Genomic DNA, 12,974 nt, shown 5'->3' with positions numbered 1-12,974 from the left:
TCAGGAGCGGGAGAGCAGGCGACCCGGATGCGCGTCCGACGTCGGATCCACGATCCGACCGGCGAGATACGTGCTGCGCACGACGCCACGCAGGTCCTTGCCGTCGTAGGCCGACACCGGATTCCTGTGCAGCAGCTTCGCCGCGTCGACGTGCAGCGGCGCCTCGGGGGCGAAGACCACGACGTCCGCGCGACCGCCCTCGACGATCGCGCCCTTGCCGTCCAGCCCGGCGAACGCGGCGGTCGCGGTCGACATCCAGCCGACCACGCGCTCGAGCGGGATGCCGCGGCTGCGCGCGGCGGTCCAGACGGCCGGCAGACCGAGCTGCAGGCCGGCGATGCCGCCCCATGCGACCTGGAAGTCGCCATCGCCCGCGAACTTGCGCTCCGCCGTGCTGGGGGAATGGTCGGTGACGATGAAGTCGATCGTGCCGTCGAGCAGACCCTGCCAGAGCGCGTCCTGATTCGCGGCGTCGCGGATCGGCGGGCAGCACTTGTACTGGGTGGCGCCGTCGGGGATGTGCTCCTCGTCGAGCGACAGGTAGTGCGGGCAGGTCTCGACCGTGATCGGGAGTCCTTCGGCCCTCGCGGCCGCGAGCATCGGCAGAGCGGCAGCGCTCGAAAGGTGCAGGATGTGCGCGCGGGCGCCGGTCGCACGGACACCGTCGATCACCGAACGGATCGCATCGAGCTCGGCCTCGGGAGGTCGCGACTCGACGAAGTGCGGGTAGTTCACGCCGCCGTCATTGGCGGATCGGTCCAGCACGGCCGGGTCCTCGGCGTGCACGATCAGCAGTCCGCCGAAGCCGGCGATCTCCTCGAGCGCCTGGAAGAGCTGCTCGCGGGACAGGTGCGGGAACTCGTCGACGCCGCTCGGGGAGAGGAATGCCTTGAAGCCGAAGACCCCCGCATCCCACAGCTGCTCGAGGGTGCCGAGCGAGTCGGGCACGGCGCCTCCCCAGAATCCGACGTCGACCGCCGATCCCTCCGCCGCGGCAGCCCGCTTCACCTCGAGCGCGGCGACGCTGATGGTCGGCGGGATCGAGTTGAGCGGCATGTCGATGAGGGTGGTGACGCCACCGGCCGCGGCCGCACGGGTGGCGGTGGCGAAGCCCTCCCATTCGGTGCGGCCCGGCTCGTTGATGTGCACGTGGGTGTCGACGATGCCGGGGAGGAGCAGCTCGTCATCCGCGAGCACTCGGACTTCCGCCCCCTCGAGATCCTCATCCGCGGCGTCGGAGATCCGGACCACGGAGTCTCCGACGATGGCGACCTGGGCCGGGCGGAACGCGCCCTCGAGCAGCACCGTGCCGCGGATCACGAGGTCGTAGCTGTCGGTCATGCTGTCCATCCGTCCGCGGGGGGCCGAGGACCGTTCCTGGTGCGAGACATTGCCCGAAACACGGCCCCATTACTGTTCGAACACAGCAGTTCGAACACCGGCATTCAATCAGCGGCATGCGTCCGGCAGATTTCGCGGACGCACCGCACGCACCGCACGCACCGCACGCACGGAGGAGGGATCCATGTCGATCGATGAGCTCGCCGATCATCGGGTCGCCTCCGGTTCGGAGCCGGGCTGTCCCAAGCAGATGGAGTACGGGCCGTGCGGAGGGGTCGACTTCGACGGCACCTGCGAGGTCGGCGACTTCCGCTGCGTCTTCCTCGACGCGCCCGTCGTCCGCTGGGACGGCATCGATCGCCGCACTCCGGTCGCCTCCGCGACGACCGCGACCTCCGAGGCGGTGCGGATGCGCGCGCTGATGGATTCGCGGCCGATCCTCGTCTCCGATCTGCCCGCACGGCCGATGTCCGGCGCGTCCATCCGCGAGGTGGCCTCGATCCTGCGGGGAACGGCCGATGCGGTGCTCGCGGGAGACTCGGGCGACCAGCGCGTACAGTTCCCGCCCGCCTATCGCGCTCGCCTGATCAAGGACGCAGGCTTGACGCCGTGGACGGGACTGAACTGCCGCGACCGCAATCGGGTGGCGATCGAGGGCGAGCTCGCCGGCCTGGCCGATGTGCCGACCGGTGCGGTGCACTGCGTGACCGGCGATCACACGATGACCGGCGGTCGCCCCGATGCCGCTCCCGTCTTCGACCTCGACTCGACCGAGGTCGCCGCGCTCGCCGTGGCCGCAGGGCATCTCGTCTCGGTCGGCGAATCACCGCTCACCCCTCCCGTCGAGCACCGCGCCGGTCGGCTCGTGCAGAAGCTGCGCACCGGAGCGGAGGTCTGCTTCATCAATCACTGCGGGGGAGCCGGGCCCGCTCGGGTCTTCGTCGACGAGGTGCGCGGGCTCGGCGGAGAGGCCCGGTTCATCGCCTGTGTGCCGATCGTGGTGAGTCTCGAGAGCGCCGCTCTCCTGGCGAGCTTCACCACCCTCGTGCTTCCCGAGGGGTATCTGGACGGCATAGTGTCCGCCGCGGATCCGCGGTCAGCAGGAATCGACGCCGCGGTCCGCATGTCACTCGAGTTCCTGGAGGCGGGGATGGACGGGGTCAACCTCTCGGGCGGGGCCGGCGGCTCGGACGAGCTGGTCTACGCGGAGGCGCTCGCCGAGATCTCCGAGCGCATCGGCATCGTCAGCAGCGGCCGCGGCAACGGCATCGGCATCGGCATCGCGGATTCGAGGGCGTGACGTGGACAGCATGACCAGCGGCGACTGGGATTCCCGCTACGCGGCGGCGGATGCCGCGCCCGTCTGGTCGGTCGAGCCGAACGCCTGGGTGGCCGAGACCCTGGAGGACCTCCCGCCGGGGCGCGCGGTGGATCTCGGAGCCGGCGAAGGCCGCAATGCGCTGTGGCTGGCCTCGCGCGGCTGGACCGTCGAGGCGGTCGACTTCTCGGCCGTCGGTCTGGCGCGCGGCGCCCAGCGGGCCGAGGGATTGGGTCTGTCCGTCGTCTGGACGACCGCGGATGCGGCCGGCTGGACGCCATCCGGGCCGCTCGATCTGGTCCTGCTCAGCTATCTGCACCTCGACGAGCCGATTCTCACCACGCTGCTCGCGCGCGCGGCCGGTTGGCTCGCGCCGGGCGGAACCCTCGCCGTCATCGGCCATCACCGCGACAACATCGCGCATGGCGTCGGAGGTCCGCAGGAGCCCGGGATCCTCTACACCGAGGATCTCCTGCGTGCCGGTGCCGAGTCCCTCGAGATCCAGACCGTGGGACGGAAGCTGCGCGAGGTCGGCGGCGCGGATCGTCCGGCCATCGACGCGGTCCTCGTCGCTCGGCGTGCCGCTCCTGCGGCCGATGGACCCACCGTCTGATCGTCCGCACGGTCGTCTATCCGATCGTCCGTTCCCAACCCGAGGAGGACCGTTGCGTCTGCTCGTTCTCAACGCCCGTCTGATCACGATGGCCGAGCCCACCGGCTCCCTTCCCGCGTATGTGGAGAACGGCTGGATGCACGTGGTCGACGGCCGCATCGCGGCGCTCGGCGACGGCGAGCCGATCTGGGATCCGGACGCAGAGGTGCTCGATGTCGCGGGCTCGTTCGTCGCGCCGGGCTTCGTCTCCTCGCACAGCCACCTGTTCACGAGCGGCGCTCGCGGCCTGGGCGTCGATCAGACGCTCTACGGCTGGTGCAGCGCGATGTTCAGCCTGCTCAACCACGCGACGCCCGACGAGTTCTACTGGTGCACCCTGCACGGCTCGCTCGACTACATCGGCAACGGCGTCACCTCGGCGTTCGACTTCACCGATCCGCGCATCCCCTGGCAGGACATGGTCGACGGACAGCGCTCCGCCGTGGCGCCGCTGCGTCCGATCGAGCACCAGCTGCGGCAGATCGACGGCAAGATCGACAGCGGGATCCGCTTCGTCAACGCCACCGGGCTCGATGATGCGATCGGCACGGACGACGAGATCCTCGACCGGCTCGGCGAGGTGGTCGAGTACAGCGCCCGCCTCGACCCGGAGCGGATGCTCGGCGCCGCGATCTCGGGGTCGGTCCAGTGGTCGCAGCGCTCCGATGCGGCGGAGCTCGAGGTGCGGGCCATGCGCCGGTTCGGCATCATCAACCAGGCGCACTTCCTCGAGACCCGCGAGGAGGTCGAGCTGCAGCGGGCCAAGTTCGCGCTCTACCGCGACGCAGGGGCTCTCGGGCCGCACCTGATCTTCGGCCACTTCATCCAGACCACGCCCGAGATCATCGCTGAGGCCGCAGCGGGCGGATCGGGGATGTCCTGGCAGCCGGGCTCGAACGGCCGGCTCGCCTCGGGGTTCGCGGACATCGCCACCATGCGCGAGCAGGGCATGACGATCGGGGTCGGCCTCGACGATCAGGCCTGCACCGACATCTCCGACCCGTGGCAGAACATGCGGATCGGGATGTACAGCCTGCGCGCGCAGACGGGCGATCCGCTGTCGATGATGCCCGAGGAGATGCTGCGCCTGCACACCCTCGGCTCCGCGACCGTGCTCGGCATCCAGGACCGCGTCGGCAGCCTCGAGGTCGGCAAGTTCGCCGACTTCCTCGTCGTCGATCCGCGCAAGCCTGACATCGGCCCGCTCTGGCACCCGATCCGCAGCTACGTGCTCGCCTGCGGCCCGCGCAACCTCGCCGCCGTCTACATCGGCGGGCGCCTCGTGAACGAGAACGGCGCATCGACGAATCCCCTGGCCGCTGAGGCCTCGCGGCGGCTGCACGAGTTCCTGCCGCGCATCGCCCAGGAGCACGGCCACCCGCAGTAATGCCTCCCGCCCCCTCGCGCGGCCCTCGCGCGGCCGTTGGCACCCCGCGCGGTCGGTCCACCCACCGCGCTCGGTGCTGCAGACCGCGCGAGCTGCGCGCTCGGCTGCACCCACCGCGCTCGGCGGGCGGCAATAGCCTGGTGCCATGACGCAGCTGCGGATCGGACTGAACCCCCTGCCCTGGACCGAGCAGTGGACGGCCAACCTCGGGATGCCCGCCCGCCAGATCCTCGGGCTCGAGACGAGCATGCGCGATCTCGAGAACTCTGGGATCCAGGGCATCTGCGCCGATCTGCCCGACGGGATGGAGCTCGGCTCATTCGTCGCGGCGACCGAGCGGCACGGCTTCTCCGCAGCTCCCGGCTTCTTCGGCGTGCCGGGCGTCGTCGACCAGGCCGCTCTCGACGCGGCCCGCCGCAAGGCGGATCAGCATGCCCGCCTCGGCCTGACCGAGGTCTTCCTCGGCCCGGACCTCCCGCCGGAGCGCTTCGCCCACCCCGGCGTCGGCTTCGATCCCGACGCGGATCGGGTCGCGCGCATCGCCGACGACTTCATGGCGGTCGCCGACGTCTTCGCCGCAGAGGGCGTGTGGGGACTCCTGCACTCCCACATCTCGTCGTGGATCGAGACCGACGAGGAGGTCCGGCAGGTGCTCGACCTGTCCGCCGGCAGTGCCCTCGGCTTCGGGCCGGACACCGCGCAGCTAGGCTGGGCCGGCTCGGATCCCGTCGCCATCATCCGCGACTACGCCGACCGGGTCGGCGGGGTGCACGCGAAGGACTTCCACGCCGAACGGGCAGCCGCGGCGACCGCCGAGGGAGCCGACTACGACACGGCCACGGTGGGTCTGCATGTGTGGACCGAGCCGGGCCGCGGCGAGGTCGACTTCGCGGGCGTGCTGGCCGCGCTCCCGCCGTCATTCGCCGGCTGGCTGATCATCGAGGTCGACGTCCCCGACCTCCCCAACCGCACGGAGAGCACCCTCTTCTCCCTCCGTCACCTGCGCTCCCTCTGACCCGGGGTACAAGTTCCTACGTTCCGGCCGGATACCTACGAATTTCCGTAGGTATCCGCCGCTTTGGAGCACATAGTCTCACCAGAAGACCGGCACGGAGGAGCGAGCATGCCCGCAGGAACGAAGGACGATCCGTGGCAGCTGGTGACGGCTCCCGGCTCGTCCGAGTACACGATGTACCTCGACCCGTCAGCGGATCCGCCCACGCTGATCTGCCAGGTCGGCTCGACGACGCTGAAGTACCACGCGAGCGCCATCGATGACCTGCGCGCCTGGCTCGTCGAGCAGGGCGACTGGGTGCCGCTCGGCGCCGCGGATGAGCAGAAGTCGGCGCCGGACGGATCCGTCGAGGCCTGGGGCCGCAGCGAAGCCAATCCGGTCGGCGGCTGGTACGGACTGCGCAAGGGCTACCGCGGCCGCTTCGGCATGTACCTGCCGCCGCTGCTCGAGTCGCTCGGATATGTCGAGCTCACCCATGACGCGCGCAACAACAGGGTGCGAGCGATCGGCCTGTGAGTTCCCCTACGAAACCGGCGGATGTGCCCGGAATTTCGTAGGTATTGGGCCGGAACGTAAGAATCTGTACCCCGGAGGAGCGCCGAGCTCGAGGTCAGCCGGGCAGGTGGTGCTCGGTCCAGTCGCCGGACTCCAGGGCGTACTCGACGCGGTGGCTCGGGGCCGTCGGGTTCGACTCCCAGAAGGTGAGGCGGTCGGGGCGCACCAGGAAGCCGATCCAGGTCGGCGGTGCGTCGATCCTCGCGATGTCGTTGTCCGACGCGAACGACGTCCAGGTCGACTCCCGCTCGGCGACGGGTCGAGCGGCCAGCTCGGCGGTGTTCTGCCAGGCCAGCTGCTTCAGGTAGGGCGAGCGGCGCGCGTAGGCGTCCGCCTCCTCCTCGTTCGAGGCCTGCTCCGCGAAGCCGCGGATCACCAGCTGACGGCTGAAGCCGGGCCACAGGACCTCGATCGCGACGGCCGGATTCGCACGCAGGTCCGCGACCTTGCGGCTGCGCGAATCGGTGTGGAAATAGAACCCCTCCGTCGACCACTCGCTGAGCAGCACGGTGCGCACGTCGGGCCGACCGTCAGCGTCGACGGTCGCGAGCTGGATCTGCGGGCGAGCGGGATCGGAGTTGCTCGGCAGCCACTCGCTCAGCAGAGCGAGCGCGTCACCCGAGACATTGGCCGAGTGCGGCGCCGCACCCGCGGCGACGATGACCCCGTCGGCGACGCTCATGATGTGCCGGAGGAAGGGCTCGGAGCACGTGGGCTGAACCGACTGATCTCCTCGAGGGCCTCGACGGCCAGGGTCACGCTGCGATCGAACATGGCGGCGCCGGCGACCGCGTTGGACCCTGTGGGATCTCCGACGACGCCGCTCGGACCGAAGTCGTTGGACAGCCAGCCGAAGCTCACCGGGTAGCCGTTGAAGCCGATCTGCGAGAACGAGGCGAGGTGCTCTGGCACGTTCCGCTCGAACAGCGACTCGTGCACGAGGTCGGGTCGCAGGTGCATCACGATCGAGGTCTCCCCGTAGCCCGCATGGATGCCCATGCCGAACTCGTCGGGTTCGCCATCCGATCCGCTGCCGGCGCCGACGCGTCCGGCGGGCGCCGAGAAGGTCTGCAGCCCGTAGAGCCGGCGCAGCTCGCGGTTGGCCACCTGGAGCAGAGCGGTGTTGCCGCCATGCCCGTTGAGGAATACGACCTTCTTCGCGCGGGTCGCGGCGATCGATCGGCCGAGGTCCCGCAGCACGGACATCAGGGTGTCGGCCGTGATCCACAGTGTCCCCGGCGCCCAGTGGTGCTCGTCGGACTTCGTGATGGCGAGCGTCGGCAGCTGCCAGACGTCGAGCCCAGCCTCGGCACCGCGGCCGACGGCGGCGGTGGCGACGGACTCGGCGATCAGCGCATCCGTCATCAGCGGCAGGTGCGGCCCGTGGTGCTCGATCGCCCCGACCGGCACGACGAGGATCGATTCGGACGTCAGCGTGGAGGCGACGGCGGATCCGGGCAGCTCGGCGAGCAGTCGGGTCATTTGATCGCACCCTTTCGCGGACCGGCGTACTCCGGATTGAGCTTGCCGGGGTTGAGCAGGCCCTTCGGATCGGTCACCTTGGCCAGTTCGACGGTGCGCTCGACCTCGAAGTCGACGTTCCACTGATGGGGATTGTGCACTCCGACCCCGAGTGCGCCCAGCGCCGCGATGCCCGCGTAGACCTGCTCGGGGCTCTCGTAGTCGCCGGCGAGCATGCCGATCGGCACGCTGTGACCCGCCTCGATGTGCAGCGCGCCGCTGGGGTAGACCGCTTCGACCTCGGCGATCCGCTCGACGAGCGCGTCGCCCCCGACCTCGACGTGGAAGGTGGGGGTGGGGGTCGCCTTCTGCAGCCACTCGATGGGGTGGTTGTAGCTGAGCATCGAGATCCGGGAGCTCACCTGCTGTCCCTCGCGGATGTCCTCGACCCTGCCGCCGGCGCCCTCGATGAGCGCGGTTGCCGCATCGATGGTGTCGGTGGACAGGATGGAGCGCATGCTGGCCCGTCCGGCTGGGATGGCGTCGTCCGGGGGCAGCGCGGCGGAGATCCTGGGGTTGTCCGCCGAAACGAGGCGCGGCGGGGGAGTGAGCCGGCCGATCTCGCGCAGCACCGACAGCGCCGACGGGAAGTCGGGGAAACTGGCGTAGAGGCCGCGCCATTCGCGCAGCGGCTCGAGCCGCACCGTCGCGCGGGCGATGATGCCCGCCGTGCCGTAGTTGTGCACGTACTTCTGCGCCTCGTCCCCCTCGACGTGGATCAGCTCGCCGCTGCCGTCGGCGTGCACGACGTCGAGCGCGATCACGTAGCCCTGGTCGTTGGAGCCGTGCTCGATGGTGCCGGTTCCGCCGGAGCCGCCGGAGAGGAAGCCGCCGATGCTCGACTGCATGGTCGACGGGTACATCCAGAGCGCCTGACCCGTGGCCCATGCGGCCTGCTCCATGGCGACCATCTGCGCACCCGCCTCGGCGGTGAGGAAGCCATCGCCGACCTCCACGATGGCGCGCGCGCGGGACATGTCGAGCACGAGACCGCCGTGCAGCGGGATGCCCTGGCCGTAGTTGCCCGTGCCCTTGCCGCGCGGGGTGACGCCGATGCCGTGTCGGACGGCGGCGCCGACGACCTGGGCGATCTGCTCCGCGGAGGTGGGGAAGGCCACGAGATCGGCGAGGCCGAGCGGCAGCTGGGCCGCGAGGATGGGAGACATCCACGCGCCGTCGACGCTGGCGCGCTCACGGACCCGGGGCTCGTTGCTCACCCCACGGTCGCCGAGGATGCCGCGCAGCTCGTGCTCGAGCTCGACGATCGGGAGTGCGGCAGCGATGGCTTCCGGGCTCGTGCTGGTGCTGGTGTCGGTCATGGTGGTTCTCCTCGAAGGACGGGACCGGGCGGATCGGGTGGGTCGGGGGACGGCTGGGAACGGTCGGGAACGGCACGCAACGGCACGACTAGTGCATGATCATGCCGCCGGTCACGTTGATCGCCTGGCCGGTGAGGTAGTCCGCATCCGAGGATGCGAGGAAGGCGGCGACGGCCGAGACGTCGCGGGGGTCGGCGAGCCGGCCGAGCGGAGAGAGGGCCGACCAGGCTGCGACATCCGCTTCGGTGCGGGTGTCGGCGCCCATCTCGGTGAGCACGTAGCCGGGGCAGATGGCGTTGACGGTGACGCGATGGCAGCCCCATTCCAGCGCGGCCACCCGGGTGAGCGCCACGACTGCGGCCTTCGAGGCGGCGTAGGCACCCTCGTCGGCACCGCCGGTCTTGGCGGCCATCGAGGCGATGTTGACGATCTTGCCGCCGCCGCTCTCGAGCATCCATGCGGAGGCGCGCTGCATGGTGATGAGCATGGCGCGGACGTTGATCGCGAAGACGGTGTCCCATTCGGCGACCGTGGTGAGGGAGAGCGGGCCCTTCTTGAGCACGCCGGCGCTGTTGACGAGGATGTCGACTCCGCCGAGACGGTCGATCGCGTCATCCATGGCGCGGCTGGCGTCGTCCGCATCGGCGAGGTCGGTGTGCAGGTAGTGGCCGCCGATGCTCTCGGCGACCTGGATGCCGCAGTCGTCGAGCCGATCGAGGATCGCGACCCGGGCGCCCTCGGCGGTGAACCGCCGGGCGATGTCGGCGCCGATCCCGCGGGCGCCCCCGGTGACGATGGCGCGCAGACCTTCGAGTCGCGCGGTCGTCACCGGGAGTGCCGTCATGGTGCGTGTGTTCCTGTCATCGGTGGTGCTGGTGGTGCGGGTGGTGCTGGTGGTGCGGGTGCTTCCGATCGGCTACTTGAGGCCGATCGAATCGTCGATGAAATCGTTGGTGTAGATGTCATCCACCGTGAGTCCGGACGTGATCTCCGCTCCGCCGTCCGTGAAGATCGGCAGGGCGGTGTCGAACAGCTCCGACAGGCGGTCGGCGTCGAAGTCGCCGAGCGTGTCGTTGCCGCCGTTGGAGACGAGCTCCTGGTCGATCATGGTCTTCACCGAGTAGTCGGCGAGGCCCTGGCTGTAGACCCAGCCAGTGTCGTACTGGTCGACGAGATCCAGGATGAGCGAGTTGGCGGTGGCGGGTTCGGCGAAGTAGTCGACCTCGGCCTGCTGCATGACCGGCACGAATGCCTTCAGGCAGTCGGAGAGGCCAGCCAGGTCGTCGTTGCGCACGGAGACGGCAGACGCGTAGACGCTGTAGCCGGCGTCGGCGACGAGGGAGTAGTCGACCTTCTTGCCCCAGTCGGTGACCTCGTTCTCGTACTGGTACGGCTCCGCCGACGCGAAGCCCTGCTGCACGTCCTTGCCGTCGGCCGCGACGAAGTTGGCCGGGGTGCCGTCGTAGCTCGAGTCGGTGACGCTCTCGTCGACCTGGCCGCTGCCGATCAGGTAGGCCATGTACGCCGAGTCGGCGAAGTAGCGCCACACGCCGCCGCTCGCCTTGAGCTGGTCGGAGAGGTCCGTGACGTCAGAGACGCTCTTGTAGGTGTCTGGGTCCCACATGACCATGATCGGGCTCTTGTCGAGAGGCGCGAAGACGGCTGTGGTCGGCGTGGTGCCGGAGAGCTGGATCGCCTCGTCGGTGGTGACGTAGCCGAGGGTGATCGAGTCGTCCTGGTACATCTGGCTGGACACGGTCGAGAAGCCGATGGCGGGGCCACCGGCCCGGACCTCGAGGTTGACGCCCGTGTACTCGCCGGCTGACATGAGCGGGCCGGACACGGACTTCTTGTCGGCATCGACGGTGTAGTCGTCGCCGAACATCTCGTACAGATGGCCGTGCTCGGCCTCGGGGTTCCAGTCGGTCTGGATGACGATGGTGGCGGGGCAGCCTGCGGCCGCGAGGTCGACGGAGCCGATGGTGAGGTCGGCGGCCGCGCTCGACGAGTCGTCCGACGGGGTCCCGCTGGAGCACGCCGCGAGCGCCGCGACGGTGACGATCATGCCTGCGGCAGCAGCCGCGCGCCTGTACTTCGAATGCATCGCATTCCTCTTTCTGTGGGTGGATCAGGCCGCGAGGGACCTGATCCGGAGGGGTGAAGGGTGCTGTGGTGCGAAGGGAGATGGAGCGGGTCGGGGAGCCGGGCCTGGATGGCCCGGCGGGTTGGCAGCGAGGGCGGGTGGGCGTCAGGAGCCGGCGGGCTCGTACCAGCGGCCGACCGCTGCGCGGCCGATCAGTCCGAAGAGGGCGAAGATCACGACGCCGAGCAGGGACGCCGAGATGATCGATGCGAACAGCTCGGGGCCGAGCAGTCGGGACTGGTAGGTGCCGATGAGCGAGCCGATTCCCGGCTGGCCGCGGCGGAAGAAGAAGTCGCCGACGATGGCGCCGACGACCGCCAGGCCGGCGGAGATCCGCATTCCCGCGAAGATCGCGGGGAGGGCGGCCGGGAACTGCAGCTTGGTGAGCGTGGTGAAGCGCGATGCGCCCTGCAGCCGGAACAGCTCGCGCTGCGACTTGTCCACCGACTGGAGGCCGAACAGGGTGTTCGAGACCATCGGGAAGAGCGCGATCATGACGCAGACGATCATCCGGGCGAAGAACTCGAAGCCGAACCAGAACCCGATGAGGGGCACGAGCGCGAGGATCGGGATGCACTGGAGGATGACGGCGTAGGGGAACAGCGAGCGCTCCACCCAGCGGGCCTGCGACATCGCGACGGCCCAGGCGATGCCGATGATGATGGCGATCGCCAGTCCGGCCAGTGCCACACCGGTCGTGCGCAGCAGTGCTGTGCCGATGTCGGTGGCGACCTCGGGGTCGAAGAAGCCCTCGGTGAAGATGCGGTGCGGTGCGGGCAGCAGGAAGCTCTTCGTGCCGAGCGCGAAGCTGATGATGTACCAGACGATGACCACGCCGGCGAGCACGGCCAGCGGCGGTCCGGCCTGGCGCACGGACTTCCTGACGTCGACCTTGCGGGTGCTGATCGCGAGAGTGGGCGATCCGGTGGTGGCGGCTTTGGCGACGGTGCTCATGAGTGGCCCTCCCGAAGGGCGTGCGATACCTTGCCGACGAGTTCGGCGAACTCGCCCGTGTAGCGGATCTCGGGGTCGCGGGGCATGTCGAACGGCACGTCGAAGGTGTCGACGATCTTGCCCGGCCGGCCGGACATCACGACGACCTTCGTCGAGATGTAGACGGCCTCGGAGACGGAGTGGGTGATGAACAGCCCGGCGAACTGCTTCTCCGCGAAGAGGCGGATCAGCTCGTCGTTGAGGCGCTCGCGGGTGATCTCGTCGAGCGCGCCGAACGGCTCGTCGAAGAGGAACAGCTCGGGGTCGAGCGTCAGCGAGCGGGCGAGCGACGCGCGCATCTTCATGCCGCCGGAGAGCTCCTTGGGCAGGCTCTTCTCGAAGCCCTTGAGGCCGACGAGGTCGATGGCCTCCTTCGCCTTCGCCCTGCGCGCGGCGCCCGGCTGCTTGTTGAGCTCGGCGAGCAGCTCGACGTTCTTCTGCACGTCTCGCCAGGGCAGCAGTGTCGCATCCTGGAAGACGTAGCCGATCCGGTCCGTGTTGACGGTGGCTGTGCCTTCCGACGCCGTCTCGAGTCCGGAGGCGATGCGCAGCAGCGTGCTCTTGCCGCAGCCGGACGGGCCGACGACGGTGACGAACTCGCCGCGGTTGACCACGAGGTCGACTCCGGACAGCGCGATAGTGCCGTTCTTGAACTGCATGGCGACGTTGCTGAAATCGAGCAGCGTCTTGGTTGCGGTCGCCGGCCTGGCGGGGGCGGTCAATGTCATGC

13 protein-coding genes are annotated in these 12,974 nt (G+C 69.6%); 5 read left to right on the top strand and 8 right to left on the bottom strand.

The genetic code is table 11. The annotated features are described in order from the left end of the window. Positions 1-1,350 carry an allantoinase AllB gene (gene allB / locus E6C64_RS10075; protein ID WP_233255553.1) on the bottom strand — a complete coding sequence of 450 codons (1,350 nt, stop codon included), beginning with the start codon at positions 1,348-1,350 and terminating at the stop codon, positions 1-3. A gap of 175 nt (positions 1,351-1,525) precedes the next feature. Here allB and E6C64_RS10070 point away from each other — a divergent pair, with 175 nt between their 5' ends. The 5 genes from E6C64_RS10070 (at position 1,526) to E6C64_RS10050 (ending at position 6,229) form a co-directional block, all read left to right on the top strand. Next, positions 1,526-2,641, top strand: a complete 1,116-nt coding sequence (locus tag E6C64_RS10070) for a methylenetetrahydrofolate reductase C-terminal domain-containing protein (protein ID WP_158437824.1) — start codon at positions 1,526-1,528, stop codon at positions 2,639-2,641. Positions 2,642-2,651: 10 nt separating this feature from the next. Further along, positions 2,652-3,272 carry a class I SAM-dependent methyltransferase gene (locus tag E6C64_RS10065; RefSeq protein ID WP_136427546.1) on the top strand — a complete coding sequence of 207 codons (621 nt, stop codon included), beginning with the start codon at positions 2,652-2,654 and terminating at the stop codon, positions 3,270-3,272. Between the two features lie 52 nt (positions 3,273-3,324). Beyond that, a complete protein-coding gene (locus E6C64_RS10060) occupies positions 3,325-4,698 on the top strand; it encodes an amidohydrolase family protein (protein ID WP_136427357.1) in 1,374 nt (457 codons plus the stop codon). A gap of 145 nt (positions 4,699-4,843) precedes the next feature. Continuing rightward, the gene (locus tag E6C64_RS10055) at positions 4,844-5,713 is read left to right on the top strand and encodes a sugar phosphate isomerase/epimerase family protein (protein ID WP_136427356.1); all 870 of its coding nucleotides are present in this window, start codon (positions 4,844-4,846) and stop codon (positions 5,711-5,713) included. Positions 5,714-5,821: 108 nt separating this feature from the next. Continuing rightward, positions 5,822-6,229: a DUF6855 family protein gene (locus tag E6C64_RS10050; RefSeq protein WP_136427355.1), complete on the top strand. Its 408-nt coding sequence runs from the start codon at positions 5,822-5,824 to the stop codon at positions 6,227-6,229. A 94-nt stretch (positions 6,230-6,323) separates the two neighbouring features. Here the strand turns inward: E6C64_RS10050 and E6C64_RS10045 are convergent, their stop codons facing one another. The 7 genes from E6C64_RS10045 to E6C64_RS10015 form a co-directional block, all read right to left on the bottom strand. Then, complete coding sequence (locus tag E6C64_RS10045) at positions 6,324-6,950, bottom strand: pyridoxamine 5'-phosphate oxidase family protein (protein WP_136427354.1); 627 nt, start codon at positions 6,948-6,950, stop codon at positions 6,324-6,326. Then, positions 6,947-7,750 carry a creatininase family protein gene (locus E6C64_RS10040; RefSeq protein ID WP_136427353.1) on the bottom strand — a complete coding sequence of 268 codons (804 nt, stop codon included), beginning with the start codon at positions 7,748-7,750 and terminating at the stop codon, positions 6,947-6,949. The genes E6C64_RS10045 and E6C64_RS10040 overlap by 4 nt, the downstream gene beginning before the upstream one ends. Then, positions 7,747-9,108: an FAD-binding oxidoreductase gene (locus E6C64_RS10035; protein ID WP_136427352.1), complete on the bottom strand. Its 1,362-nt coding sequence runs from the start codon at positions 9,106-9,108 to the stop codon at positions 7,747-7,749. The genes E6C64_RS10040 and E6C64_RS10035 overlap by 4 nt, the downstream gene beginning before the upstream one ends. An 88-nt stretch (positions 9,109-9,196) precedes the next feature. After that, positions 9,197-9,952: an SDR family NAD(P)-dependent oxidoreductase gene (locus E6C64_RS10030; protein WP_136427351.1), complete on the bottom strand. Its 756-nt coding sequence runs from the start codon at positions 9,950-9,952 to the stop codon at positions 9,197-9,199. A gap of 72 nt (positions 9,953-10,024) precedes the next feature. Next, complete coding sequence (locus E6C64_RS10025; RefSeq protein ID WP_199241008.1) at positions 10,025-11,212, bottom strand: ABC transporter substrate-binding protein; 1,188 nt, start codon at positions 11,210-11,212, stop codon at positions 10,025-10,027. A gap of 144 nt (positions 11,213-11,356) precedes the next feature. Next, positions 11,357-12,205 (bottom strand): ABC transporter permease, encoded by an 849-nt coding sequence (locus E6C64_RS10020; protein WP_136427350.1) that lies wholly within the window; start codon positions 12,203-12,205, stop codon positions 11,357-11,359. Next, positions 12,202-12,972 carry an ABC transporter ATP-binding protein gene (locus E6C64_RS10015; RefSeq protein ID WP_136427349.1) on the bottom strand — a complete coding sequence of 257 codons (771 nt, stop codon included), beginning with the start codon at positions 12,970-12,972 and terminating at the stop codon, positions 12,202-12,204. The genes E6C64_RS10020 and E6C64_RS10015 overlap by 4 nt, the downstream gene beginning before the upstream one ends. Between the last annotated feature and the right edge of the window lie 2 nt (positions 12,973-12,974).

Origin of the sequence: Naasia lichenicola, assembly GCF_004801885.1 — a bacterium.
GTDB classification, from domain to species: Bacteria; Actinomycetota; Actinomycetes; order Actinomycetales; family Microbacteriaceae; genus Naasia; species Naasia lichenicola.
The sequence above is the reverse complement of the archived record's forward strand: the minus strand, read 5'-3'. Positions and strand labels throughout refer to the sequence as shown.

Coding starts and splice junctions, on each gene's coding strand:
- allB (WP_233255553.1), bottom strand. CDS start 1,350: ATGGACAGCATGACCGACAGCTACGACCTCGTGATCCGCGGCACGGTG.
- E6C64_RS10070 (WP_158437824.1), top strand. CDS start 1,526: ATGTCGATCGATGAGCTCGCCGATCATCGGGTCGCCTCCGGTTCGGAG.
- E6C64_RS10065 (WP_136427546.1), top strand. CDS start 2,652: ATGACCAGCGGCGACTGGGATTCCCGCTACGCGGCGGCGGATGCCGCG.
- E6C64_RS10055 (WP_136427356.1), top strand. CDS start 4,844: ATGACGCAGCTGCGGATCGGACTGAACCCCCTGCCCTGGACCGAGCAG.
- E6C64_RS10050 (WP_136427355.1), top strand. CDS start 5,822: ATGCCCGCAGGAACGAAGGACGATCCGTGGCAGCTGGTGACGGCTCCC.
- E6C64_RS10045 (WP_136427354.1), bottom strand. CDS start 6,950: ATGAGCGTCGCCGACGGGGTCATCGTCGCCGCGGGTGCGGCGCCGCAC.
- E6C64_RS10040 (WP_136427353.1), bottom strand. CDS start 7,750: ATGACCCGACTGCTCGCCGAGCTGCCCGGATCCGCCGTCGCCTCCACG.
- E6C64_RS10035 (WP_136427352.1), bottom strand. CDS start 9,108: ATGACCGACACCAGCACCAGCACGAGCCCGGAAGCCATCGCTGCCGCA.
- E6C64_RS10030 (WP_136427351.1), bottom strand. CDS start 9,952: ATGACGGCACTCCCGGTGACGACCGCGCGACTCGAAGGTCTGCGCGCC.
- E6C64_RS10025 (WP_199241008.1), bottom strand. CDS start 11,212: ATGCATTCGAAGTACAGGCGCGCGGCTGCTGCCGCAGGCATGATCGTC.
- E6C64_RS10020 (WP_136427350.1), bottom strand. CDS start 12,205: ATGAGCACCGTCGCCAAAGCCGCCACCACCGGATCGCCCACTCTCGCG.
- E6C64_RS10015 (WP_136427349.1), bottom strand. CDS start 12,972: ATGACATTGACCGCCCCCGCCAGGCCGGCGACCGCAACCAAGACGCTG.